This window comes from bacterium (assembly GCA_026708015.1).
GTDB lineage: Bacteria > Actinomycetota > Acidimicrobiia > Acidimicrobiales > Bin134 > Poriferisocius.
The window spans coordinates 23,518-46,600 of the sequence record JAPOVT010000057.1 but is presented as its reverse complement, the minus strand read 5'-3'; the positions used below and the strand labels follow the sequence as shown (position 1 = coordinate 46,600).

Below are 23,083 nucleotides of genomic sequence, written 5' to 3'. Positions count from 1 at the left end.
AAATCCGCATCGCGAAAGACAGACTTTCGATTTTTGTCTACACTCATCGAAAATATTGCGAAATTCGGGTGGACCGCGACGAGGAGTCGCCGTTTTTCGCTACGTTGTGACCACCACAGTGACTTTGGAGGTTCAAGTGTTCAAACGGCTTCTTGGAGTGCTCGTCGCTCTTTCGCTCATACTCACCGCCTGCGGGGGGGACTCCGACACCGACTCCGCCGACGACGCGCCGGCCGCGCCGGCCACTAGCGCACCCGAACCCGAAGCCGACGAGCCGGCCCCCGCGCCCGAGCCCGACGACGACGAACCCGCCCCCGAACCCGAAGCCGACGGGCCGGCCCTCGCGCCTGAGCCCGACGACGAGGAACCAGCCCCCGAACCCGAGCCCGAGGCGACTCCAGTGCCGCTGACCGCCTCATTCCGAGGGGTGACCGAAACAGAGATCCGCATCGGCATGACCTCCCTCGATGCCGAAATGTTCGGATTCGACCAGGGCGACCTGGCCTCCAAGTGGCAAGTTGCAGTAGACGCGGTGAACGCGAAGGGTGGCATCAACGGCCGGATGCTCGTTCCCTACATTGATGTCCTCAACGTCATCGGAACAGTGGAGGCCGACGCCACCTGCGTGAAGTTCGTGGAAGACAAGATGGTCTTCGCCTTCGTCGGTTGGCTTCGCGAGGACAACGAGCTCTGCTACACCGAGCGCAACAACACCATCGCCGTCAACGGCAACGATGTGACACCGGAGGCCATCAACCGCTCCAATGGCCTGCTCTTCGCCACCGAGGCCACCAAGTTGGGAATCCAGCTTAACTTGATCGCCGCTGCCGCGGCCGACGGGCTCATCGATGGCAAGAGGGTCCACTTCAGCATCTTGGCCAGCGAAGACTCTCTCACCGACCCCCTCATCGAAACGCTGGAGGCTCACGGCGCCACCATCACCTCGGTGAGCAGGGTGACCGCGGTTGACGACGTGCAGGCCGCCGAGGCCAACCACGACGTGATCGTCCAGCGGATCGCCGATGAGGATGCTGATTTGGTGTATTCGCTGGAGCCTGCGCTCATGTCTGGGGCCATGATCAGGGCGGGGATCGACATCCCGCAGATCACCAGCGAGTCTAACGAAGACATCTACCTGAACTTGGGCGTCGATCCCACCGCCATCCAGCTTCACGTGTACGCACCCGCGCAGATTAAGACGTTCTGGGACCGGGGGAACGATCCCCTGCTCAATGAGTGCGTCGAGAATTACAACAACGCTCAGATCACCGACGAGGACGGGAATGTCGAACTGGTCAACGTGACCGAAGATCCCAGCCAGCCCATCAACCTCGATCTGGTGGTCAGGGCCTGTCAGACGGTCTGGCTGTTCGCGGCCATTGCCACCGCCGCTGGCCCCAACCTCACCAACGAGACATTCCTGGAGGCGGCGGCCAACCTCGGGTCGTTCGACCTGCCGGGCATGTCTGCGGCTTCAATGAGCGAGGGCAAGATAGGCGCCGACGACTCCCCGCTGGTCAAGGTGATATGGGATGCCGAAGAAGAGGAGTTTGTGCCAGCCGGCTGATGGGCATCGACGTCTTCAAGCAGCTCGTTCCCGTTGGGGGCACCAAAAACCTGCGCGACCTCGGTGGCCTGCGAACCGCCGAGGGCCGCGTGGTTCGCAGCGGAGTCCTCTTCCGCTCCGACACCCTCCACGAGGCCGATAGCGACGACCTGGCCCGGCTCGGCTTGGCGTGCGTGGTCGATTTCCGCAGCGAGGCGGAGGTTCAGCGCCGTCCCGACCGACTCAATGGCCTCGACGTACGGTGGGTGAACCTGCCTATCGACAACCCCAGGAGCGCTAATTCGCTCTTCCTCGACCAGGAAGAGCTGTCGGAGTTGAGGGCCGAGATCATTCATCTTTGGCTCAAACGGGACTTCGACGCGGTGGTCAAGCTGGCCGATTCGCAGGGTCTCGACATCGCGGTCGACCGTGTGGGCCGGTATGTGAGCTTCGCCACCGATTTCGCCCCGACATTCGCGGAGTTCTTCGCCGAGTTGGTGGCGGCTTCGGACCGGCCCTTCCTGTACCACTGTGAAGGGGGCACCGACCGGACAGGAGTGGCCACCGCCTTGCTGCTGGGTGTGCTCGGTGTAGATCGCGAAACGGTGGTGGACGACTACCTGGCCACCAACACCGTGGTCGCCGACGAGATAGAGGAACTCCGCCGCTTAGCCCCGCCCTCACTCTGGCCGATTCTCGGCGCCCACGAACGCCAGATCCAAGCCTTCCTCGACCACATTGAGCTTGAGCTGGGTGGCATCGACCGCTACGCCCGAACTCACCTGAAACTCACCGACGAGACCATCGCCCTGCTCAGGTCGACCTACCTCAGCCCCGCCTAGTCAACCTCGAGGGATTCTCTAGTGGGTCTCCCGCCGGTGGCGGTGGGCGGCCAGTTGGGCGGTGAGCTCGTCGGGGGGTGTCTTGTTGGCCAGGGCCTCGAGCACCAGGTCTTGCTGTGATGGAGGGGTGAGGCCGCCGATGGGCACGTCGCGGTCGAGGTTGGTGGGGAAGGCATAGCCCTCGGCGCTAGCCGCCACCGCATAGGCAATGACCGAGGGATCAAGCCCCTCCTCCTGGCGGCGCAGCAGCACGGGGTAGATGGCGTTGACGATGCGCTCCCGGTCCACGGCCTCGGTGGCCCGGCCCATGGCCGAGGAGATCTGCAACAAGTTGGCCATCCGCCGCACGTCGTTGGTGCGGTTGTGGCCTCCGGCGTGGAACACCGCTGGGCTGAAGAACACCAGATCGCCCTTGTTCAGCTCGATCTGCACATGGTGCTCGGCGAAGTACTCGATCAATTCGGGGCGCCGCCACGCCAAATAGCCGAGCTCGTACTTGTGGGAGTGAGGCAACAGCATGGTGGCCCCCGTTTCCGGCGGCATGTGGCAGTGGGCTATGCCCCCTTGCAGGGTCAGAAGCGGCGACAGGCGGTGGGCGTGGATGGGATAGCGCTCGGCCACGTCGTCGGTCATGAACCCCACGTGGTAGTCCCGATGGGGCATCTGGGCGGCACCGCCGGGGTTGATGGCGTTCACCTGGGCAGTGATCTGGTAACCGGGGCCGAGCCAGGCCAACGAGGCCAGGTCGATCATGTCGCTCCCGTGGTAGTCCACAAAGGTCTCGGGGTCGGCCACGGCCAGCTTCTCCAGCGCATTCCAAAGCCGGTCGTTGGCCCCGGGCTCGGCGTAGTGGTCGCCCCCGCCGGTTCCGGCCTCACGCTCGTCGGCGATGATCTGCTCGAATTCCTCGGTGGCCCGGTCGACCACTGCGGGCTCGATGGCCCCGGTGATCACAATCACCCCTGGACCGTCGTGCAGCGCCCGGGTCAACTCACTGCGAACGGCGGCGGCCTGGTCCAGATCGCGTAGACCTCCCCGCAAATCCTCGGTGCGGTACACCAGCGCCCGATCCACCACCGCGTCGGCCAGGGGATAGTCGGGCAAGGCGACTTCAACCTCCACGATGGAGCGCAATTCGCCGAGGTCAAACCCCTCTCGGCTCGTGACCGCAGCCTCGCCCGCGGGACCTTGACGAGCTCCTAGAGGGGTGGGGGTCATTGTTGTGAAAACCTCATATCCGTTTTCTGGCAACGCTACTTCCGCTCTGTTAGCGTCGGCTCGGAAACCATCTCATCACAACAGGCAGTGACCTTGCAGGGGGATGTCATGAATCGCACAAAGTGGCGCAATCTCGTATTCGTCCTGGTCGCGGTATTTGCGCTGGTCGCAGCATCGTGCAGCAGTTCGGAGGATCCCGACGACGCTCCGGCTGCCGGACCGGCGCCCACCAGCGCTCCGGCCCCGGCCGAGGAACCCGCCGACGAACCTGAGCCTGCCGACGAGCCGGCCCCCGAACCCGCGGATGAGCCCGCTCCAGAACCGGCCGACGAGCCCGCCGATGAGCCCGCGGATGAGCCGGCCCCCGAACCCGAGCCGACGGAAGCTCCCACCCCAATCCCGGTGCCCGAGGGATCCACAGTGGGCATCACCGACAACTCCATCAAGGTCGCCATCTTGCGCAGCGATAGCAAGCAGCTTGAAGAAGCGGGCATCCTCCCCGACACCGGCGACATACCTCGCAACTACGAGGTCTTTGCCGAGCAGGTCAACGCCCGAGGAGGCGCGGGCGAACGCAACATCGAAATCGTGTTCCACCCCTATCCGCCGGGGGCGTCGGCCACCGACCAGCAGGCCGCCTGCATCGCCGCCACCGAGGACGACCAGGTGGCCATTGTCCACTTCGTGGGCGGGGTGACGGCCGAGACTGTGCTCTGCGCCACCGAGGGCCATGAGCGGATCGCCTACATGCTGTCGGGCATCCTGCCCCAGGAGATATACGACCGGTCCAACGGGCGGCTGTTCTCCCAGGCCATGACCACCGAGCGGCTGGTCGGGGCTTGGCCTGCCGTGGCCGAAACCCAGGGCCTGCTCGAGGGCCGCACGCTCGGCTTGATGCGAGGCGACATCGGCGAGCACGAGGTGGCTGCTGACGTGCTCAGAGCGGCATTGGCCAACGCCGGATACGAGCTGGCCGACGAAGTAGCCCTGCCCTGCCAAGGCACTACTTGTTCTCAGGTGGACATCGGCTTGGAGCGCATGCAAGCCGCCGACGTGGACACCTTGTTCTCCCTGGTGCCTCCCTCGCCGTTCGGGATCGCGGTTTACCTGGGAGCTCAGGATGACTACAGGCCACAGTGGCTGGTCAGCGATATCGAAAATCTGGTGTTTGCCTCAGTAGCCCAGGCGGTGTATCAGCGGAACCCCGACCCCACCGTTTTCTACGGCCTGTACGGGCTGAGCTACGGACTCGACCGACTGAGCCCCGACGAGCACACTATCGAGTGCAATGCCGTATTCACCGAGGTCACCGGCATCTCCTACGACCCTGAGGAAAACGAAGACGCCTGGAGTGCGGTGGGCAGCACCTGCCTGTTCATCAAGAACTTGGAGGCGGCGGCCAACTGGTCTCAGGAGACTTACGGCACCGTGAACCAGACCACGCTCATCCAGGGCTTCGAGTCGCTCACCGATTACCGTCTCGGCGACATCACCGGCTCTTGGAGCCCCACAAAGCACGACGCCCCTGATACAGTCACGCTCAAGGAGTATCGAGCCGACTGCGCCTGTTGGGTGGAGGTCGACGGCGCTCGCATGATGCTCGACCAATAGGCCAACTGCATTGAACTGACGGCGCGGTTGGCCCATCTGACGGGATGACCGAATCCCCAAGGTCGGAGACTCCGGCGGACCTGGTCGCCAGGGTCTTCGACGAAGAGGAGCGCCGCCAACGAGAGATCGCCGCCGCTGAGGCCGCCCAGCGCGGCCCGGAGGGCAGCTTCGACGCCGAACAGCTCACGCTGCGCCAAGGCCTGCGCCGGGGCGGTAAGGGGTTGATCGGGTTCATCGGCCTGCTCGGGTTCGTGGAGACGCTGGAAACGTCGGCCTTTGCGGTGATCGCGCCCGACATCCAGAAGTCACTCGACGTGTCCGACGGAACCATCGGCGCCATCGGGGGCGCCTTCGGCATCTTGTTCCTGCTGGGTTCCATCCCGCTGAGCTCGCTGGCCGACCGCATACCCCGCAAGCTGGTGGTAGGAGCAGCGATGTCGCTGTGGTCTATGGTGGTTATGGTCACCAGTGCCATCTCGAACGCGTTCTTGCTGTTCATCGCCCGCATGGGCGCGGGGCTCGGGCAGTCGTACTACATCCCGGTGGCCGGACCCATGCTGATGGACGGCTACCCGATCGGAGCCCGGGCCAAGGTGTTCGCCCTGAACGGCTGGTTCCAGATGGCCGGCCAAGCCCTAGGCCCCCTGGTGGCCGGGCTGGTGGTGCTGATCGCCACCGGCGACGAGGGCTGGCGGTGGGTGTTCCTCACCATGGGGATCATGGGTGTTCCCTTGGCCATCAGCGCCTTCTTTGTGCGCGAGCCCCGGCGGGGCAGCCACGAGATGCAGGCCGTGCTCGGCAAGGAGCTGGAGCAATCCGAAGACGAGCTGCCCATCTCGCTGTCGGTGGCCTTTGAACGGCTCCGCAAGATCAAGTCGTTCTACTACTACCTCACCGGGATGGCGGCCATCGGCTTCGCCATCTTCACCACCATCATCTTCATCAACCTCCATCTGGAGGACCACTTCGGGCTGACCGCGTTCGAGCGGGGCGTGTTCGGATCGCTGACCGTGCTGCCCGGCTTTGTGGGGGCCGCGGCGTCGGGTAAGCGAGCCGACGCCCTGTTCAAAGAGCACCCCTCCCGGGCCATGATCTTCATCGGCGCCCTGGTCGTCACCTTCGGCGCCATCCAGGTGGTGGGGATATGGATGCCCGCGGTGTGGCTGCTCGGGATATTCCTGGGCGCCTCCAATGCCTTTGCCCGGGCCGCCTTCGCCATCCTGCCCGGGGTGATCGCCTCGGTCATCCCCTACCGGCTCAGGTCCCGGGGCACCGCACTGGTGGGCATCTACATGTTCTTGTTCGGGGCGTTTCTGGGCGCAGTGATCACCGGCATGCTCAGCGATGCCCACGGCGAGCAGACCGCGATCACCGTCGTGATCCTGCCGGCCACGCTGGTGGGGGGAACGCTCATGGCCTATGGCTCCCGGTTCATCGAGGGTGACATCGCACTGGTCATCGAGGAGTTGCACGAGGAGCAAGACGAGGCCGAGCGCCTGAAGGGGGCCGATGCCGCCGACATCCCGGTGCTGCAAGTGCGCAACCTGGATTTCTCCTACGGCAAGGTGCAGGTGCTGTTCGACATCGGCTTCGAGGTGCGCCAGGGGGAGTCGCTGGCGCTGTTGGGGACCAATGGCGCGGGCAAGTCCACGGTGCTGAGGGTGGTCAGCGGACTGGGGGTGCCCCAGAGAGGAGTGGTACGGCTCCACGGGCGCACCATCACCTATGCCGACCCGGGGATGCGGGCCAAGATCGGGATCGTGCAGTTGGCCGGGGGCAAGGCCATCTTTCCCGGCTTGTCGGTGGAGGAGAACCTGCGCATGGCCGGGTTCCGCTACGGCCAAGCCGAACTAGAGCCCCGCCTGGAGCGGGCCTACGACCTGTTCCCGGTTGTCGCCGAGCGCCGGTCGGCCACTGCGGGAGAATTCTCCGGTGGGCAGCAGCAGATGTTGTCGCTGGCCATGGCGTTGATGCACGACCCGGAGATCCTGATGATCGACGAGCTGTCGCTCGGCTTGGCTCCCGTCACCGTGCAGTCGCTGTTGGAAGTGGTGGAGCGGCTCCGCGCCGACGGGCAGACCATGATCATCGTGGAGCAGTCGCTGAACGTGGCGCTGGCCGTGGCCGACCGGGCCATCTTCTTGGAGAAGGGGCAGATCCGCTTTGAGGGACCGGCCCAAGAACTGGCCGAGCGAGATGACTTGGCCCGAGCTGTCTTCCTCGGACAGTCGGGATCGGGCGGCTGAGCGTGCTGGCAGCCGCGCACGCTGTGTTGGGCACCGTGGACGGTGTTTTGGCCTTCACCGTCAGCCGCCAGCTCGTGTTCAACGGACTGGTCAAAGGCCTCACCTACGGGGTGATGGCCGTGGGCCTGGTGCTGATCTTCCGATCCTCGCGGGTGATCAACATCGCTCATGCCGAAGTCGGAGCGTTCGGCGGCGCGCTACTGGGGCTGCTGGTGGCCAAGTATGGCGTGCCCTATCCGATCGCGCTCATTGCCGGTTTGGCCGCGGGGGCCGCATTCGGCGGCATCATCGAACTCACCGTGGTGCGGCGCCTGGCCAATGCCCCCAAGGTGATCTTGTTCGTAGCCACCATGGGCGCCGCCCAAGTGGTGTTCCTCGCCGGCTTCTGGCTGCCCAACTACACCGCTATCGCCAGCTTCCCCACCCCGTTCGAGGGCCGCTGGGAGCTGTTCGACATCAGTATCCGCAGCGCGCAGTTGCTGGTACTGATCGTGGTGCCGGTGATCGTCGCCGCGCTGGCGCTGTTCTTGGAGCACACCAAGTACGGGACGGCCATCCGGGCCTCGGCTGAGAATCCCGACGCTGCCCGACTGTCGGCCATCAGCACCAAGGCCATGTCCACCGCGGTGTGGACCATCGCCGGGCTGTTGTCGGCCATCACCGCGGTGCTGGTCGCCCCGCTCAAGGGCCAGGGCACTGTCATAGAGGCAGCCACCCTGGGGCCGGGGCTGTTGCTGCGGGCCCTTGCCGCTGCCCTGATCGCCCGGATGCATTCGCTACCGGTGGCGCTTGTGGCCGGAGCGGTGATCGGCGGGGTCGAGACGGTGGTGCTGTTCAACTACTTGCAGGAACCTGGGCTGATGGACGCGGGGCTTTTTGTGGCCATGCTGGTGGCGGTGCTGTTGTACCACCGCCGACAGCGAGACAGCGAGGGGGCCCAGTCGATGTCGTTCGCCCCCCGGGTGCGGCCGGTGCCCCGCCAGCTGCAACAGCTCTGGTGGGTGCGCTATCTGCCCCAGATCACCGTCACCGTTGCGCTGGCGGTGGCCATTGTGCTCCCGCTGATTGTGACCCGCCCGTCGCGCCACTTCCTCTGGTCCCTCATGCTGTTGTTGGCCATCGTGGGGATGTCGCTCACCTTGCTCACCGGTTGGGCCGGTCAGCTCTCCCTGGGGCAGTTTGCCTTCGCCGGCCTCGGGGCCATGCTCACCACCGCCATGGTGCGGGGGGTGAACTTCTCCATCGGCGACAGCGAGTTCGAGCTGCCGGTGGTCCCGTTCGAGGGGGCGGTATTTCTGGCCGCCTTCGCCTGCTTGGTGACCGCGGTGGTGGTGGGTTTGCCCGCGCTGCGCGTCCGGGGGCTGTTTTTGGCCGTCATCACGCTGGGCTTTGCGATAATGGCCCAAAACTGGCTCCTCGAGCGCGATGTGCTCACCGGGGGCGACCTGGTGGTGCGACTGCCCCGGGCCCGGTGGGGCGATACCTTCGACCTTCGGTCGCAGCGCACCTACTACTACGTGTGCTTGGGGGTGCTGTGTCTGTGCGCCATCTTGGTGAGCCGCATCCGCCGCAGCGGGGTGGGGCGGTCGCTTATCGCGGTGCGCGACAACGAGCAGAGCGCGGCGGCGTTCACCGTGTCGCCCACCCGGATGAAGCTGGTGGCGTTCGCCATCTCCGGGGCGCTGGCCGGGTTGGCCGGCGGCCTCCTCGCCGGGCTGCGGGTGCAATTCGGGCCCACCGCCTTCTCCCCCGACGAGTCGCTGCGGGTGGTGGCCATCGCCGTCATCGGCGGACTGTCGTCGATCTGGGGGGTAGTCCTGGGCGCGTTGTGGGTGGTGGGCATCCCGTCGTTGTTCGCCGAGTCCGAGCAGGTACGCTTGCTCACTTCGGGAGCGGGCGTCCTGATCCTGCTCATGTATCTGCCCGGCGGGTTGATCCAGGTGGCCTATTCGATACGCGACGCCATCTTCGCCGCTGCGGCCAAGCGCATTCCCGACACCACCGTGGAGCGGGAACCCGCGCCCATCCCCGCCCGCGCCGTGTCGGCCGCTCTGGCCGACCGGTCTTCACCATCAGGGATTCCCGCGCTGGCCGCCACCGGGGTGTCGGTGCAATTCGGCGGAGTGCACGCGGTGGAAGACGTCGATCTCAGCATGCAGCCGGGGGAGGTGGTGGGACTCATCGGCACCAACGGCGCGGGCAAGACCACGCTGATGAACGCCGTTGGCGGTTTCGTGCCGTCGGTCGGCCAAGTGGAGATATTCGGCACCAACGTGACCAGGTTCTCCCCCAGCCGGCGGGCCAGCCTGGGGCTGGGTCGCACGTTCCAGCGGGCCGACCTGTTCCCCGATCTCAGCGTGCGGGAGACCATCCAGGTGGCACTTGAAGCCCGAGGCCGCTCCCAGGTCATCCCCACGTTGTTGGGGCTGCCCAGCGCCCGACGTCAGGAGCGAACCCGGCAGACTGAGGGCAATGAGCTCATCAGCTTCTTCGGTTTGGGGCGTTACGCCAACTCCTTCATCAGCGAGCTGTCCACCGGCACCCGCCGCATCGTGGAGCTGTCGTGCCTGATCGCGCTGGAGGCCCGGGTGCTGTGCCTGGATGAGCCCACTGCCGGGGTGGCCCAGCGGGAGACGGAGGCATTCGCCCCGCTGGTGCTGCGGATCCGTGAGGAGCTGGGAGCGTCGCTCTTGGTGATCGAGCACGATATGCCATTCATCATGGGCATCAGCGACCGGGTGTACTGCCTAGAAGCCGGGGCCATCATCGCCGAGGGAACGCCCGACGAGGTGCGCAACGACCCGCTGGTGATCGCCAGCTACCTGGGCACCGACGAGCGGGCCATTGCCCGAAGCGGCGCGGCCGCGTCCCGTGACAGACTCGATTCCCCACAGGAGACGAGCCATGACTGAGCTGGACAGCCGGAACTTCTTCACCGACCCCGAATTGGTGGCCGACCCCTACGGGTACTTCGACCACCTGCGCTCCCAGTGCCCGGTGCATCCCGAGCCCCACCACAACGTGATGATGATTACCGGCTACCGCGAGGCCATCGAGGTCTACAACGACAACCACGGCTTCTCAGCCTGCAACGCAGTGTCGGGGCCCTTCCCCGGATTCCCGGTGCCGTTGGAGGGCGACGACATAAGCGGTCTCATCGCCGAGCACCGCGACAAGCTGCCCATGTCGGATCAGCTCCCCACCATGGATCCGCCGGCCCACACCGCCCACCGGTCTCTGCTCATGCGGCTCATCACCCCCAAGCGCCTGAGCGAGAACGAGGAGTTCATGTGGCGGCTGGCCGACCGTCAGCTCGACGCCTTTATCGAGCAGGGCCAGTGCGAGTTCATCCGCGATTTCGCCCAGCCGTTCGCCCTTTTGGTGGTGGCCGATCTGCTGGGGGTGCCCGACGACGATCGGGACAACTTCACCCGGCAGCTCCTGCACCGACCCGAGGACCACGGCATCGGCTCGACCGACGAGCACGCCATGGCCCACAACCCCCTCGAGTTTCTCTACAACCAGTTCAGCGACTACATCGAGGACCGCCGGGCCAACCCCCGCGACGACGTGCTCACTGGCTTGGCCACCGCAACCTTCCCCGACGGCTCCACCCCCGAGGTGCTCGACGCAGTGCGTATCGCCGCCAACCTTTTCGCGGCCGGCACCGAGACCACCGTGCGGCTGCTCAGCACCATGCTGTATTTCTTGGCCGAGGATCCCGAGCTCCAGAGCCGAATCCGCAGCGACCGCTCGCTGATCCCCAACTTCGTGGAAGAGGCGCTGCGCATCGAGAGCCCGATCAAGGGCGACTTCCGCCTGACCCAGCGCCCGGTGACCGTCGGCGGGGTCGCTCTAGCGGCAGGCACCACGGTCATGGTGATCAACGGGGCGGCCAACCGCGATCCCCACCAGTTCCCCGATCCCCACACCCTCGACATCGAGCGGGACAACGCACGGTTGCACCTGGCCTTCGGCCGGGGCATCCACACCTGCCCTGGCGCCCCCTTGGCCCGGGCCGAGGCCCGGGTGAGCCTCAATCGCATCCTCGACCGCATGGCCGACATCCGAATGTCCGAGGCGACGCACGGTCCGCCCGGCGAGCGGCGCTTCGTCTACGTGCCCACCCACATCCTGCGGGGACTGGCCTTCCTCGGCCTCGAGTTCAACCCGGTGGGCGCCGATTCCTGATGAGGGTGTCGGTGGACGATGACGTTTGCGGTGGCCACGGCGTGTGTACAGCGCTGTGCCCCGAGGTCTTCGTGCTGGAGGACGCGGGCTATGCCCGAGCCGTGATGGAAGAAGTGCCCGCGGAGCATGAGGCCGCGGTGCGGGAGGCAGAAGTGCGGTGCCCCACCCGGGCTATCCGGGTGGATTGAGAGGCTTGGCGCGCTTGGAGGGACTCGAACCCCCGGCCTTCTGATCCGTAGTCAGACGCTCTAATCCAACTGAGCTACAAGCGCGGGCAGCAGCCAGTGTACCCGGCCCTTTGGACGTGGTTGCTACCGGATTGGCGCGATCACGCCTGTCGGATCGAGCGGGTGATTCATGACCCCACCCACCAGAGCAACCAGTGGACCAGAACCGAATGCGAAGAACCCCAACAACAGTGAGCCCAACACATTGGCGCCGGCGACTTGCCTAGTACCCATTTTTCGAAGGTTGCTAGCGGTGGTACCATATATAGCGTGATCAAAACAACCGTCTATCTGCCCGATTCTTTGAAGAAAGACGTGGAGCGCCAAGCTCAGCAGCGTTCGTGCTCTGAGGCTGAGGTAATTCGCCAGGCAATCCAAGACGCCGTATCGCGGCCCAAGCCACGGCCCGGCATAATCAGCGGCGACAGCGACTGGGCTGAACGAGTCGACGAACTCTTGGAAAGCTTCGGCGAACGGTGATAATCGCCGATACCAGCGGACTGATCGCCTTCTACAGCCAATCAGGGCAACAGCACGAACAAGTAGCGTCGTGGCTCGACAAGAATGACGACATCATGGTGGTCTCCCCCTACGTCATGGCCGAGCTGGACTACCTGGTCGCCACTCGCAAGAGCGTCGACGCTGAACTGGCCGTACTGGCCGAACTGACTGGCGGCGCTTACGAGCTGGCAGCAATGAGCGCAGATGATGTCGCCACAGCCAGGGACGTGATTGCCCGCTACCACGACCTCGGAGTCGGCCTGGCGGACGCCTCAATGGTGGTGCTGGCTGAGCGCTACCGGACGCGCACCATCCTCACCCTCGACCACAAGCACTTCAGCGTCATGCGCCCCCTCGGAGGCGGCCTCTTCAAGATCGCTCCCTAAAGGCAACTAGCCGGTCGAAGGGGACTACTCGGGCATCGGGCATCGCCTGGCAGTACGCCCACCAAGCCTCTATCGAAGGATCCACGCCAGCAGCCGCCCACCCGTTCGATCCCGTACCGTAGAGGAGCGTCCTCCTAGTACACGCCGGGGAAGATGCGGTAGGGCACCTTCTCCTGGTACTCGGCCCACTTCTCGGGGCCATACTTCTGGGCACATTCCTTGTCGTCGAAGCGCTGGCGGAAGGTGAAGAACGTGATGAGGAAGATGGCGTAAGTCCACGCCCAGAGAACTCCGAAGTGGCCGAACGACAGGGCGATTCCGATGCAGAGGAAGCCCTCGCCCAGGTAGTTGAAGTGACGAGCAGCACCCCAATAGCCACTGATCAAAATCTTGCGCTCGCCAGCCTGGATGTGCGTGGGCGGGATAAGCCCGAGGAAGTGGCGATCGGGGAACCGCTTGAACATGTACTTCTGCAAATTGGCCCCCCGCGAGATGCTCCATCCGATCACGAACAGGCTCGCCGATACCACGAGCCAGAAGTTCCTCCAGGCGTACGACATGTCGGGGTTGTCATAGGCGGCCATGCCCCACAGCGGAATGATGAAGATCCACCCGTAGACAACCAGTCCGCCCCACCACAGCTTGAAGCCGAGGTGCTCGTGGATCAGGTCGTAGGTGTAGAGCTGGACTCGCTCGAAGATGAAGTAGTCGAACACGTAGAACGTCATGAATGCCGCATACATGTAGACACCGGGGTTGGTGGCGGGGACGTTCTCGCTGTGCCACACGGCACCGGACAAGGCGTTGAGCGACAACATCGTGCCACCGACCACGTAGAACCACATCTTGATATCGATGCGCTCGCCGAAGAGCTGAAACTCCTTGGCCCTCCCTTCCCAGAGAGCCCACCAAATGTTCTGGATCTCACCTTTGGGCTGGCTCAACACCGACACGATGGCAAAGAGCGTGGTGAAGACCGTGCCCCCGAGCACTGCCCAGAGCGTGGACCGGTAGAACCAATCACGGTCCAGTCCGGTGACCTCTGTGGCCCACAGGATCTGGGCGATGACGAACACCAGCAGGCCGTTGAGCCGATAGGGGCGGGGCTGGCCGGTCTCGGGATTCTTGACGTAGCCGGTCACCTTCCTGGCCGGAAGTATGAGCTGGGCCGCAAAGAAGGCCGCGAAGAGGATCAGCGGCGTGAAGAACGCCCAAACCTTTTCCGATCCCGAGAGCTCAAATAGATGTTCGATGCCAAGTGCATCACCCATGGCCCGGATACTACTTCCGCATAGAGACATCCGTTTCCGCATAGAGACATCCGTCCGCGATGCTCGACGACCAAGCCGCCTACGGCGGCCGGGATGCCATGTAAAGATCGGCGGTATGCAGAGCAGTATTGATGTTGCTGAGGGCAATCGGCGCACCGAGATCGTGGAGGGCCCGGCGGGTCCCATAGAGGTGAAGATCGCCGGGGAGGGTCGTGCGGTGGTGCTGATCCCGTCAGTGGGCCGCGGGGCCGACGACTTCGACGCCGTCATCATCGGCGCCGGTGCTGCCGGTCTGTACGCCCTCCACCGGGTCCGCGGGCTCGGGCTGTCGGCCAAGGTCTACGAGAAGGGCGACGGGGTCGGCGGCACCTGGTACTGGAACCGCTACCCCGGCGCTCGGTGCGACGTGGAGAGCTGGGATTACTGCTACACGTTCTCCGAAAAGCTCGAACAGGAGTGGGAGTGGACTGAGCGGTTCCCCACCCAGCCGGAGCTGGAGCGCTACTTCAACCATGTTGCCGACCGCTTTGATCTGCGGCGGGACATCGAGTTCAACACCCGGGTGGATCAGGCCCGCTTCGACGACGACCAGAACCGCTGGCTGATCAGTACATCGAATGACGAGACAGTCTCGGCCCGGTTTCTCATATCGGCCGCGGGCTGCCTCTCAGAGGTGAACACGCCCCGGTTCGACGGCGCCGAGACGTTCGCAGGCCGACAAATCCACACTGCCCGCTGGCCCAAAGGCGGCATCGACGTCACCGGCATGCGGGTCGGCGTGATCGGCACTGGGTCAACCGCCGTGCAGACCATCCCGCAGCTGGCCAAACAGGCCGAGCACCTGTTCGTGTTCCAGCGCACCCCGCAGTTCGCCATCCCGGCCCGCAATCGGCCAATCGACGCCGACCAGCTTGAGGAGCTGAAGCACAACTACCGCGAGCGGTGGGAGCTCAAGAGAGCGAATCCGGTAGGCATGGGGCGTCGGCCTCCCGAAGTCTCATCGGCTCTCGAAGTCGACGAGACCACTCGTATCAGGATCATGGAGGAATCGTGGGCGCTGGGCGGGCCGGGCTTCGCCCGAACCTTCGACGACGTGATGACCAACGCCGAGTCGAATCAGCTCACGTCGCAGTTCGTCCGGGACAAGATCAGAGAGAAAGTCGCCGACCCGGCGGTGGCCGAGAGCCTCCTGGCCATCGATCACCCCCTCGGCGCCCGCCGCCTCATCGTGGAGATCGACTACTTCGAGACTTACAACCGGCCCAACGTGACGCTGGTGGACGTGGCGGCCTCCCCCATCACCGAGATCACCCCTCAAGGGCTGCGAACCGCCGAAGGCTCCTACGACCTCGACCTGATCGTGTATGCCACCGGATTCGACGGCATGACCGGAGCCTTGCTGGCCATGGACATCCGGGGAGTCGGCGGACTACCACTCCAGGCCAAATGGGCCGATGGAGCCGGGGCCTATCTCGGCCTGGTGGCGTCTGGATTCCCCAATTTCTTCATGATCACCGGCCCCGGCAGCCCCGCGGTGTTCAGCAACGTGATCTTCTCCATCGAACAGCACGTCGACTGGATTGCCAACTGCCTCGCCCACATGCTCGACCACGATCTCGACCGCATCGACGCCGACCCCGAAGCCGAGGCCCAATGGACCCAGCAGGTCCACGACATCGCCGCCCAAAGCATCGTCGGCAAGACGGATTCCTGGTGGACCGGGTCCAATATCGAGGGCAAGCCCCAAGGGGTCACCTTCTACCTCGACGGCACCCACACCTATCGCGAGATCTGCGAAGAAATCGCCGCCAACGGCTACGAGGGTTTCATCTTCAGCGAATCCACCAGCCCAGCCCGCACTTGAGGCCTTACGGGCCTTCGGCCGGATCGGAGGGCCGGATCGAGCGCACTAAGAGGATGCCGCCGGTCATCGTTATTCAGATGGAGTTGACAGAGTAGCGCATGAAGATATCATGCTAATATCATGCAATGGCGAATCTACAGGTACGGAACATGCCTGACCTCCTTCACGAACGGTTGCGCGAGCATGCCCGCGAGCGGAATTGCACCATGAGCGCAGCGGTACTCGGCGCTATCGAAAGGGAGTTGGCGCGATGGGAGTGGCGCAAGCACCTTGCCAATCGGCCAACTACAGACCTAGGGATGGACGTTGCCACCTTGATTGCCGAAGTGCGGGAGCTACGCGACGCAGAACTTGAATGACCGGCTACGTAATCGACGCCTCGGTGGCGGTCGAATACCTCCTGCGAACGCCGCTTGGGATCACGCTCGCCGACACCGTCGAAAACGCATCGTTAGCTGCCCCCGAATTGCTTGACCCAGAAGTGATGTCCGCACTGCGCCGTGCCGTGCTCACCGGTCGCCTTGACGAATCGCGAGCCGTGATGGCTCTGAGCGATCTAGCCCTATGGCCCATCGATCGCATCTCGCATCGGACGCTCGCCCTGACGGCCTGGGAGCACTACAGCAACGTCAGCGCCTATGACGCCTTCTATATTGCGGCCGCCCGCGCTATGGGAGTCCCACTGTTGACCGCAGATGGCCGACTGGCAAGATCAACCGGCCTCGACATCAGCGTCCACCACATACGAATGAGCTGAGACGCCCTGATTCTGACGGTGCGAAGGGTGCCGCTGCACCGTCGGCCGCTACGTGCCCACCCCGGCTCAGCAATGGAGTTCTATGGCACACTAAGGCCATGTTCCGGGTCACCCAGTTTTCGGACCTTCACTTCAGTACCGAGCCAGAAGGTGAGGCGCGCAACACCGACGACACCTGGGATGTGGTGTTTGCCGACGCCTTTGAAACGGGAAAGCCGTTACCCGATGTGGTGGTGCTTACCGGTGACATTGCGAATAACGGCACCGAAGCCGAGTACGCCAAGGTCGCTGACAAGATGGCCCGCCTCCCGGTTCCCGCCATCGTGTGCATTGGCAATCACGACAAGCAGCTTCCGTTCGATGCGGTATTGCCGCGGCCGGGGTTGAGCAACAGCCGCACGCTACGAGGCGGGAACTGGCTGTTCTTGTTCGCCGACTCCAACCTGGCGGGGCGGGACCAGCGCCCCGACGGCTCGCTGGTGGATTGTGCCGGGCGCCCCATCCACCAGTGCCCGTCGCTCTCGGTCAACATCGACTTTGAGAACTTCACCACGCTCCCGCCCGGATACCGCACCTACGAATTCTGCGACGACGGCTCGATCAACACCGAGGCGCATCTCGTGGGCGAAGACCGGTGGCCAAGCAGCCAGCTTCCCGAAATTGCCTGCCGCCTGCTGCGCGGCGAGATCAGCTACTGGGAGATGCAAGAGGAATGGCACGGCGTACACGCCCACTAGCTACGTAGGCGAGCGGTGGCCGAGCCGGATGGCCGCAACGGCTAGGACAAGCCGACAGCTTGCTCACGGCTGATACGGGAGCGACGAGTGATGGAGCACGATGCGCAGCACGCCGTCGGCGTCCTTCTTGTAGCCGAAGCTCTTGTCCACCGTGGTGACCTGGCCGTCCTTGTCGGTCATCGTCACCGACCCCATCCAAATGGCGACGTCGCCGTCAGTGAAGGTTGCCGCGGTCTCAGACTCGACGTCTCGCCATCCCTTGAGGCCGAACCCGCCGTCGAGGGGATACTCCGGGTCGTGGCCGACGAAATAGGACAGCGCTCCCCGTTTGGTGGGCCGGAACGTCTGCTCGCCGCTGGCCATGGTCGGCTTGAACAGCACCGGCCCCAGGTCGTACCCGTACACCTCATCCAAAACACGAGAGGCGACCGCACGGGCACCATCGATCCCGTCTGCCTCGTAGGCCTGAGCGATTGCGACCAGACCGATTCCCCAGGCATTTCGGGCCGCCGTCAACTCAGATTCAGCAATTGGCATGGCACGCTTCCTTGCTCATTGTCAGTCGTGTCCACGCCGACGAGGCTACCCAGACGCCATGGGCGTAACCCATCCATCCCACCGGCTGTCATCCTTGGCGGTGGGGCACGGGTGGCGCTTGGCTGAGTTCCGAAGTCTCCTAGAGTAGATGTGGATGAAGGCTGCATCGCAGTGGCCGGCGCCTACAGCTCCGATAATACGATCACCGTCGGCCCGCTGGCCAACGAGCTCGAAGTGCCCCTCATCAGCTGGTGCGGGACCGAGCGCTTCCACGGTGACTACTGCTTCCGGCTCGGCAATGGTGACTGTGGCGGCGATGCCGCATTGGTGGTCGGCTGGTTGAAAAAGCACGGCCATGAGCGGGTCGCCGTGATCAGCGAGATCTCGCCCAACGGTGAAGAGTATTTCCGCTTTTTTCGCCAGGAGTGTCGGCGCCGGGGTGTGTCGATTGCCGCAGTGGAGACCGTGACCCAGACCCCGGCTGATCTGGCCGCCAACTTGGCCCATCTCCAGCGGGCCGAGCCCGATGCCCTCATGTTCTATCTGATGGGATTCGACAAGTTTGAGGGCTGGGTTGGCATTGACCAGTTCCACCCCTACAACCCGCTTGTGAACGGATTCTATGTTGAGGAAGGCGTCGCGGATGAACACCACCTCGTGTTCCACAATGGCCTCGCGCAGCGACTTCTTGGCGTCGTCGTCCATCGAGACGAGGTCGACACCGGACAGCTCAGCCCCCAGCGACCCTGCAACGGGAGTGACCTTCATTCGGGCTTGCTCCTGGTCATGGCTCTCTCCTTGCCAGTCCGTCTACGAGCAGATCGACATGGGTCGCAAACAACTGGTCGGTGTCAATTAGCTCAGTCGGAGCCTTGGTGTGGCCCAGCTCGACAGCGGTGTGGCCGATCACCGACCACATAAGCAACCGGGCCAAATCAACAGCCCCGGGGCGGTCGTACCCAACAGTGCGGGTCTTCTCAATCAGCGGTTCGGCAGCGGCAACCAAATACTTGCGTCCGGCCCGCAAGAACAGCCGATGGTCAGGTACAGCTAGCAGACGCTCACGTAGACGATGGCACCACCTCCGGGCGTAGTCGGTCCAGTGCTCATACTCGCCAACCGGCAGGAAAAACTCGGAACCGATCCTGGCCGCCATGGCATCGAGCAGGGCGTCTTTGTTGCCGATTCGGTTGTACAGGGGAATGGGCGACACCCCCAGCTCAGCAGCGACCCGGCGCATGTTCACGTTGTCGAGCCCTTCGGTGATGAGCACGGTCATTGCCGCATCAACCATGTCTTCAGCAGTGAGGGCAGCCGCCGCTGCACGACTGAGCCTGGGCATTGGCACGCTCCTTAGATTACAGCGTTATCTATAGGCCGGACAATGGTGGATACCCATTGGCAGGTCCATCGATGGAAATCGCGAAGTTAGGTTAGCTCCGGTCGATGATGATGGATTCGTCGCCGGTCGGAAGGTAGGCGGTCTCCGGCTCGAGTTCGGGATAGGCCTCCCGGAAGACCGACATGCACCGCTCCTGGAAATCAGGGTTCTCGAACATGGCCTCTGAGGGGATAACGCCACAAGAATCGCGACGAGCGACCACTTCAATTTCCGTATTGGAAATTCCCCCATTCTCTTGCTCGTCTTGCTTCCTTAATTGACCGCAAGATCCTCGCGATCACGTAGTGAAAGACGATACTGGAATTCGCGGTAACTCGGTCATGCTCTCCATCCGGGCGAAGCTCACTCCGGTGGCTCAGATGTGAGGATGGCTGGAATGTCTCGTCGGGCGTGCAGGACGCGCCAGATGTCTATGTGATTGTCATCAGGCACGTAGAAGATGAGGTAGGGGAACTTGCGTAGAGGCCAACTCCGCAAGTCTGGAATCTCAAGTTCATAGGAGAATTGGAGCGACCCGGTGAGCGGGTGGCGACGGAGGTGCTCGATTGCAGATTCGAGTTGATCGATGAAATCGACTGCGGTTTCCGGGCCAGTTTGGTCGCGGTAGTAGCTCAACGCGGAGGCAATGTCGGCCGTCGCAGCGGCGCGGAGACTGGCTTGCACTGGCGTGAACTCAGGAGCTGGCTTGGGCCTGAGTTCGGAGCGCTGCGAAGTAGTCGGAGTCGGCGTTGGTGGCGACGGGGGAACGGGCGCCTTCAAGGAGGGCGTTGCGAAGCTGGAGACGGCCGTGGTCTCGTCGGATCAAGTTGCGCACGTATTCGCTTGTCGAGCCGTAGTTGCCGTCGTTGACTTGGGAGTCGACAAAAGACTTGAGGTCATCAGGGAGTGACACATTCATCGTGGTCATCACTCAAAGTGTACTGCTTTGGCAAAGCTTGCCAAAGCAGTACACGATCTCCGGCTACTCTTTGGCTGATAGGCGGAGTAAGCGAATTACCATTGTCGCGGAATTCACTAGTAGGCCGCGAGGGGGAAGTGATGCGTCGAGGGAGATGGCTGGCCCTTGTGGTTGTGGTGGGGATGTTGCTGGCAGGGTGTGGTGGGGATTCAGACGGGTCTCCGCCCGATTCGGCGGGCCCGAGCGACCCGACGGCAGCTCCTGAGCCCGCGACCGCCCCCGATAGCGACAGCGCCGCCCCAGAGGAGGCGGGCGATTCAGCCACTGCCGACAGAGATTCTGAGCAGAGCAGCACGGCCGAGAGCGGAACTACTGAGGAAGACACCTCCTCCGCGAACGATGGCTCTGAAGAAAGCGGCGCCGTGGAAAGCGGCGCCGTAGAGAGCGACGAGGCCGAAGAAGAAGTTGTCGAGCTGACGGCGACTGCTCGGGGCGTGACCGCCGACACCATCACGCTGGGTGTTGCCATCACCGACGTGACCGTCTTTGCCGATGTGGGCGACATCCTGGCTCGGTATCAGCCGTTGGTCGACACCACCAACGCTGCCGGCGGGATCAATGGGCGTCGGGTGGAGATCATCACCGAGCAGTGGGACATCCTCGATTCGGTGGCGTTCGAAGCGGCCTGCGTGGCTCTCACCGAAGACAACGAGGTGTTCTTGGTGCTCGGCTTTATGCCCGCTGGCTGGGGCAGCATCTTCTGCTACATCGACCTCAACGAGACCATCGTCATCAACACCGCCGACTTGGATCAGCAGGATCTCGATATGAGTGACGGGCGCTTGATCACCACCCGCCCGTACCAGTTCGGCTCGCTGCTCGCCGGACTGGAACTGTTGAGGCCCGAGCTTGAGGGAGCCAGGGTGGTCATCTACGGCGCCTCTGTCGACGGGCGGATCGAGACCGCAGAAGAACTGTTGCGCAGTTTCGGGGCCGAGATTGTCGAGGTCACCAGACAGCAGGTCGGCGGGGAGGATCTAATCGCTGCGGAGGCCGAGATCGACATCCACGTCGAGCGGTGGCGGACGCGCAATCCCGATTGGATCATCAACGTTGACGGCGCAGTGGCCGGAAGCCTGCACGGCCTTGAGCGGGCAGGGCTGACCGACTGGAACATCGTCACTCCGTCCAACGATGCGCCTAGCAATAACGCGATGGGCGCCGATCTGAGCGTGTTTTCCAATCTGATTGCCACCGGTGAGCCCGGCGCCGAAGAACTGGCCGCCCAAGGCCTTTATGGCATTCCCGAGTGCTTCGACATCATCAACGAGGCGACCGGTCAGGGCTTGGGGACATCGGGCAAACCCGAAGACGCCCAAGCCGGGACCGCGATCGAAGTTTGCGCGGCGTGGGACGTCTTTGTGGCGCTGGCCACAGCCGCCGGGCCCAACCTCACCCCGGAGAGCTTCCTCCAGGCCGGCTACGACCTCGGAACATTCCCCATGACGGGGTCGCCCAGCGGGTCACTCGCCCCCGACAAGCCGTGGGTGTCCAACGCCCAGCCGGCGCTCTTCGTCTACGACGCGGAGCTGGATGCCTTCGTTCCCCGCTGAGATGCACGGCGTGATCCCGATGAGCCTCATCGGCTGGCGCGGAAGGTGTGGGATTCGAACCCACGGTGACCCGGAGGCCACAACGGCTTTCGAGGCCGCCCCATTCGTCCGCTCTGGCAACCTTCCACTCTTCAGGATAGTGAGCGGTGTCGGCAGCCTCCCAGCCCATATCCTGACCCCGTGACCGATGATCGCCAGCTCATGGATCTGGCGTTGACCGAGGCCCGGCGGGCTGCTGAGCGCGGCGAGGTGCCCATCGGCGCAGTGGTGGCCATCGACGGGAAGGTGGTGGCGGCTCGTCACAACGAGCGGTTGAGTACCAACGACCCCACCGCTCACGCCGAGGTCCTGGCTCTGCGGGACGCGGCCGCGGCCCAGGGCACGTCTCGGCTCGACGGAGCGGTGCTGGCCACCACCTTGGAACCGTGCCCGATGTGTGCCGGCGCGGCAGTGATGGCCCGGGTGGCCCGGGTGGTGTTCGCCGCCGAGGACCCCAAGGCGGGGGCCTGCGGAACCCTCTACAACCTGGGCGCCGATCCCCGGCTCAACCACAACTTCGAGGTGGTTGCCGGCATCGGCCGAGACGAGTCCGCTGCCCTGCTCCGGGAATTCTTCGCCGAACGCCGCTGAATCAACGCCGCTTCTTGGTGCGGGCGCTCCTCCGCTGCTGGGCCCGGTCTGCCCCCCGGCGGCGGGGCCAGAACAGCCAGACGACTAAGACCACGGCCACGGGGATTATCACTATCAGCGCCACGGTGGCCCCGCTGATGCCGTCACCGCCGCCCGACCCTTCGGCCGCCGACTCGGGAAGCCACTCGGGTGGGGCGGCAGCCGGGTCGTAGGTGAACTCCCACTCCTCGGTGGCCCAGTCCCCGTCGCTTTGGTCCAGCAGCTCCCAGATCACCTTGTAGGTGCCAGGCTCGGTGAGCGGGTCGAAGTGGCCCCGCACCAGGTGGCCGTTCACCTCTATGCCCGTCAGAGCGAGGGTGCCGTCGGGATATTGCAGCGCCACTCCGTTCTGATCGTCGGGCTGAATGGGCTCTCGGAACTCCATCTCCACCCGGTCGACCACGCCGCCCACCGTTTGACCGGGCTTCGGGGCCGACCGGCGCATCTCGGCATGGGCCGCGGCGGTGTCACTGAACACGACCAACAGCGAGAGCAGCAGTGCCAAAACGATGGCGATGGCCACCACCAGCGCCACTGCCTTTTGGGTCCGAGCCCGCATTTCCCAAC

23 protein-coding genes, 2 tRNA genes and 1 pseudogene are annotated in these 23,083 nt (G+C 64.1%); 16 read left to right on the top strand and 10 right to left on the bottom strand.

Features of this window, described 5'->3' with window-relative positions; translation table 11 throughout:
• The first annotated feature begins 118 nt into the window (after nucleotides 1–118).
• Complete coding sequence (locus tag OXG30_15395) at nucleotides 119–1,567, top strand: hypothetical protein (GenBank protein ID MCY4136272.1); 1,449 nt, start codon at nucleotides 119–121, stop codon at nucleotides 1,565–1,567.
• A complete protein-coding gene (locus tag OXG30_15390; GenBank protein MCY4136271.1) occupies nucleotides 1,567–2,388 on the top strand; it encodes a tyrosine-protein phosphatase in 822 nt (273 codons plus the stop codon). The genes OXG30_15395 and OXG30_15390 overlap by 1 nt, the downstream gene beginning before the upstream one ends.
• 18 nt (nucleotides 2,389–2,406) lie before the next feature.
• On the opposite strand, the gene OXG30_15385 is transcribed toward OXG30_15390, so the two are convergent.
• The gene (locus tag OXG30_15385; GenBank protein ID MCY4136270.1) at nucleotides 2,407–3,606 is read right to left on the bottom strand and encodes a phytanoyl-CoA dioxygenase family protein; all 1,200 of its coding nucleotides are present in this window, start codon (nucleotides 3,604–3,606) and stop codon (nucleotides 2,407–2,409) included.
• Nucleotides 3,607–3,714: 108 nt separating this feature from the next.
• Between OXG30_15385 and OXG30_15380 the strand changes: the two genes are divergently transcribed.
• Genes OXG30_15380 through OXG30_15360 form a run of 5 tightly spaced genes read left to right on the top strand, consistent with a single transcriptional unit; the run spans nucleotide 3,715 to nucleotide 11,842 of the window.
• Complete coding sequence (locus tag OXG30_15380; protein MCY4136269.1) at nucleotides 3,715–5,217, top strand: ABC transporter substrate-binding protein; 1,503 nt, start codon at nucleotides 3,715–3,717, stop codon at nucleotides 5,215–5,217.
• A 44-nt stretch (nucleotides 5,218–5,261) separates the two neighbouring features.
• Entirely contained in the window at nucleotides 5,262–7,463 is a 2,202-nt protein-coding gene (locus OXG30_15375) for an ATP-binding protein (GenBank protein MCY4136268.1), read from the top strand.
• A 2-nt stretch (nucleotides 7,464–7,465) separates the two neighbouring features.
• Nucleotides 7,466–10,375 (top strand): ATP-binding cassette domain-containing protein, encoded by a 2,910-nt coding sequence (locus OXG30_15370; GenBank protein MCY4136267.1) that lies wholly within the window; start codon nucleotides 7,466–7,468, stop codon nucleotides 10,373–10,375.
• Nucleotides 10,368–11,654, top strand: coding sequence for a cytochrome P450 (locus tag OXG30_15365; GenBank protein ID MCY4136266.1), 1,287 nt, complete (start codon nucleotides 10,368–10,370; stop codon nucleotides 11,652–11,654). Before OXG30_15370 ends, OXG30_15365 begins: the two co-directional genes overlap by 8 nt.
• Nucleotides 11,654–11,842 carry a ferredoxin gene (locus OXG30_15360; GenBank protein MCY4136265.1) on the top strand — a complete coding sequence of 63 codons (189 nt, stop codon included), beginning with the start codon at nucleotides 11,654–11,656 and terminating at the stop codon, nucleotides 11,840–11,842. The genes OXG30_15365 and OXG30_15360 overlap by 1 nt, the downstream gene beginning before the upstream one ends.
• Nucleotides 11,843–11,848: 6 nt before the next feature.
• Here the strand turns inward: OXG30_15360 and OXG30_15355 are convergent.
• Nucleotides 11,849–11,926, bottom strand: a tRNA-Arg gene (locus OXG30_15355).
• A 225-nt stretch (nucleotides 11,927–12,151) separates the two neighbouring features.
• Between OXG30_15355 and OXG30_15350 the strand changes: the two genes are divergently transcribed.
• Both OXG30_15350 and OXG30_15345 read left to right on the top strand, forming a co-directional pair.
• Nucleotides 12,152–12,361: a ribbon-helix-helix domain-containing protein gene (locus tag OXG30_15350; GenBank protein ID MCY4136264.1), complete on the top strand. Its 210-nt coding sequence runs from the start codon at nucleotides 12,152–12,154 to the stop codon at nucleotides 12,359–12,361.
• Nucleotides 12,358–12,768, top strand: coding sequence for a PIN domain-containing protein (locus OXG30_15345; GenBank protein ID MCY4136263.1), 411 nt, complete (start codon nucleotides 12,358–12,360; stop codon nucleotides 12,766–12,768). Before OXG30_15350 ends, OXG30_15345 begins: the two co-directional genes overlap by 4 nt.
• 134 nt (nucleotides 12,769–12,902) lie before the next feature.
• On the opposite strand, the gene OXG30_15340 is transcribed toward OXG30_15345, so the two are convergent.
• Entirely contained in the window at nucleotides 12,903–14,039 is a 1,137-nt protein-coding gene (locus OXG30_15340; GenBank protein MCY4136262.1) for a DUF1295 domain-containing protein, read from the bottom strand.
• Between the two features lie 115 nt (nucleotides 14,040–14,154).
• Between OXG30_15340 and OXG30_15335 the strand changes: the two genes are divergently transcribed.
• The 4 genes from OXG30_15335 (at nucleotide 14,155) to OXG30_15320 (ending at nucleotide 17,397) form a co-directional block, all read left to right on the top strand.
• Nucleotides 14,155–15,903 carry an NAD(P)/FAD-dependent oxidoreductase gene (locus tag OXG30_15335; GenBank protein ID MCY4136261.1) on the top strand — a complete coding sequence of 583 codons (1,749 nt, stop codon included), beginning with the start codon at nucleotides 14,155–14,157 and terminating at the stop codon, nucleotides 15,901–15,903.
• Between the two features lie 149 nt (nucleotides 15,904–16,052).
• Nucleotides 16,053–16,262 (top strand): hypothetical protein, encoded by a 210-nt coding sequence (locus OXG30_15330; GenBank protein ID MCY4136260.1) that lies wholly within the window; start codon nucleotides 16,053–16,055, stop codon nucleotides 16,260–16,262.
• Nucleotides 16,259–16,660, top strand: coding sequence for a type II toxin-antitoxin system VapC family toxin (locus tag OXG30_15325; protein ID MCY4136259.1), 402 nt, complete (start codon nucleotides 16,259–16,261; stop codon nucleotides 16,658–16,660). Before OXG30_15330 ends, OXG30_15325 begins: the two co-directional genes overlap by 4 nt.
• Before the next feature lie 98 nt (nucleotides 16,661–16,758).
• Entirely contained in the window at nucleotides 16,759–17,397 is a 639-nt protein-coding gene (locus OXG30_15320; protein MCY4136258.1) for a metallophosphoesterase, read from the top strand.
• A gap of 63 nt (nucleotides 17,398–17,460) precedes the next feature.
• Here the strand turns inward: OXG30_15320 and OXG30_15315 are convergent, their stop codons facing one another.
• A complete protein-coding gene (locus OXG30_15315; protein MCY4136257.1) occupies nucleotides 17,461–17,934 on the bottom strand; it encodes a phosphoribosyl-AMP cyclohydrolase in 474 nt (157 codons plus the stop codon).
• 171 nt (nucleotides 17,935–18,105) lie between these two features.
• Between OXG30_15315 and OXG30_15310 the strand changes: the two are divergent.
• A pseudogene (locus tag OXG30_15310) lies at nucleotides 18,106–18,420 on the top strand (ABC transporter substrate-binding protein).
• A 298-nt stretch (nucleotides 18,421–18,718) separates the two neighbouring features.
• Here the strand turns inward: OXG30_15310 and OXG30_15305 are convergent.
• From OXG30_15305 to OXG30_15290, 4 genes are all read right to left on the bottom strand, one after another.
• Nucleotides 18,719–19,276, bottom strand: coding sequence for a TetR family transcriptional regulator (locus tag OXG30_15305; GenBank protein MCY4136256.1), 558 nt, complete (start codon nucleotides 19,274–19,276; stop codon nucleotides 18,719–18,721).
• Nucleotides 19,277–19,367: 91 nt separating this feature from the next.
• Entirely contained in the window at nucleotides 19,368–19,493 is a 126-nt protein-coding gene (locus OXG30_15300) for a hypothetical protein (protein MCY4136255.1), read from the bottom strand.
• Nucleotides 19,494–19,678: 185 nt separating this feature from the next.
• Nucleotides 19,679–19,999, bottom strand: coding sequence for a type II toxin-antitoxin system RelE/ParE family toxin (locus OXG30_15295; GenBank protein ID MCY4136254.1), 321 nt, complete (start codon nucleotides 19,997–19,999; stop codon nucleotides 19,679–19,681).
• Between the two features lie 10 nt (nucleotides 20,000–20,009).
• A complete protein-coding gene (locus OXG30_15290) occupies nucleotides 20,010–20,243 on the bottom strand; it encodes a type II toxin-antitoxin system ParD family antitoxin (protein MCY4136253.1) in 234 nt (77 codons plus the stop codon).
• 413 nt (nucleotides 20,244–20,656) lie between these two features.
• Here OXG30_15290 and OXG30_15285 point away from each other — a divergent pair, with 413 nt between their 5' ends.
• Nucleotides 20,657–21,847, top strand: coding sequence for an ABC transporter substrate-binding protein (locus OXG30_15285; GenBank protein MCY4136252.1), 1,191 nt, complete (start codon nucleotides 20,657–20,659; stop codon nucleotides 21,845–21,847).
• A 39-nt stretch (nucleotides 21,848–21,886) separates the two neighbouring features.
• On the opposite strand, the gene OXG30_15280 is transcribed toward OXG30_15285, so the two are convergent.
• Nucleotides 21,887–21,973: transfer RNA gene (locus OXG30_15280), tRNA-Ser, on the bottom strand.
• 54 nt (nucleotides 21,974–22,027) lie between these two features.
• Here OXG30_15280 and OXG30_15275 point away from each other — a divergent pair.
• On the top strand, nucleotides 22,028–22,477 hold the full coding sequence (locus OXG30_15275) for a nucleoside deaminase (protein ID MCY4136251.1): 450 nt from the start codon (nucleotides 22,028–22,030) through the stop codon (nucleotides 22,475–22,477).
• 1 nt (nucleotide 22,478) lies between these two features.
• On the opposite strand, the gene OXG30_15270 is transcribed toward OXG30_15275, so the two are convergent.
• Nucleotides 22,479–23,075: a copper resistance protein CopC gene (locus OXG30_15270; GenBank protein ID MCY4136250.1), complete on the bottom strand. Its 597-nt coding sequence runs from the start codon at nucleotides 23,073–23,075 to the stop codon at nucleotides 22,479–22,481.
• Between the last annotated feature and the right edge of the window lie 8 nt (nucleotides 23,076–23,083).

Excerpts from the sequence above, each read along its gene's own strand:
- OXG30_15380 (MCY4136269.1), top strand. The coding sequence starts at position 3,715 with ATGAATCGCACAAAGTGGCGCAATCTCGTATTCGTCCTGGTCGCGGTA.
- OXG30_15365 (MCY4136266.1), top strand. The coding sequence starts at position 10,368 with ATGACTGAGCTGGACAGCCGGAACTTCTTCACCGACCCCGAATTGGTG.
- OXG30_15360 (MCY4136265.1), top strand. The coding sequence starts at position 11,654 with ATGAGGGTGTCGGTGGACGATGACGTTTGCGGTGGCCACGGCGTGTGT.
- OXG30_15325 (MCY4136259.1), top strand. The coding sequence starts at position 16,259 with ATGACCGGCTACGTAATCGACGCCTCGGTGGCGGTCGAATACCTCCTG.
- OXG30_15340 (MCY4136262.1), bottom strand. The coding sequence starts at position 14,039 with ATGGGTGATGCACTTGGCATCGAACATCTATTTGAGCTCTCGGGATCG.
- OXG30_15290 (MCY4136253.1), bottom strand. The coding sequence starts at position 20,243 with ATGACCACGATGAATGTGTCACTCCCTGATGACCTCAAGTCTTTTGTC.
- OXG30_15330 (MCY4136260.1), top strand. The coding sequence starts at position 16,053 with ATGCCTGACCTCCTTCACGAACGGTTGCGCGAGCATGCCCGCGAGCGG.
- OXG30_15320 (MCY4136258.1), top strand. The coding sequence starts at position 16,759 with ATGTTCCGGGTCACCCAGTTTTCGGACCTTCACTTCAGTACCGAGCCA.
- OXG30_15385 (MCY4136270.1), bottom strand. The coding sequence starts at position 3,606 with ATGACCCCCACCCCTCTAGGAGCTCGTCAAGGTCCCGCGGGCGAGGCT.
- OXG30_15300 (MCY4136255.1), bottom strand. The coding sequence starts at position 19,493 with ATGTTCGAGAACCCTGATTTCCAGGAGCGGTGCATGTCGGTCTTCCGG.
- OXG30_15335 (MCY4136261.1), top strand. The coding sequence starts at position 14,155 with ATGCAGAGCAGTATTGATGTTGCTGAGGGCAATCGGCGCACCGAGATC.
- OXG30_15270 (MCY4136250.1), bottom strand. The coding sequence starts at position 23,075 with ATGCGGGCTCGGACCCAAAAGGCAGTGGCGCTGGTGGTGGCCATCGCC.
- OXG30_15315 (MCY4136257.1), bottom strand. The coding sequence starts at position 17,934 with ATGCCAATTGCTGAATCTGAGTTGACGGCGGCCCGAAATGCCTGGGGA.
- OXG30_15375 (MCY4136268.1), top strand. The coding sequence starts at position 5,262 with ATGACCGAATCCCCAAGGTCGGAGACTCCGGCGGACCTGGTCGCCAGG.
- OXG30_15305 (MCY4136256.1), bottom strand. The coding sequence starts at position 19,276 with ATGCCCAGGCTCAGTCGTGCAGCGGCGGCTGCCCTCACTGCTGAAGAC.
- OXG30_15390 (MCY4136271.1), top strand. The coding sequence starts at position 1,567 with ATGGGCATCGACGTCTTCAAGCAGCTCGTTCCCGTTGGGGGCACCAAA.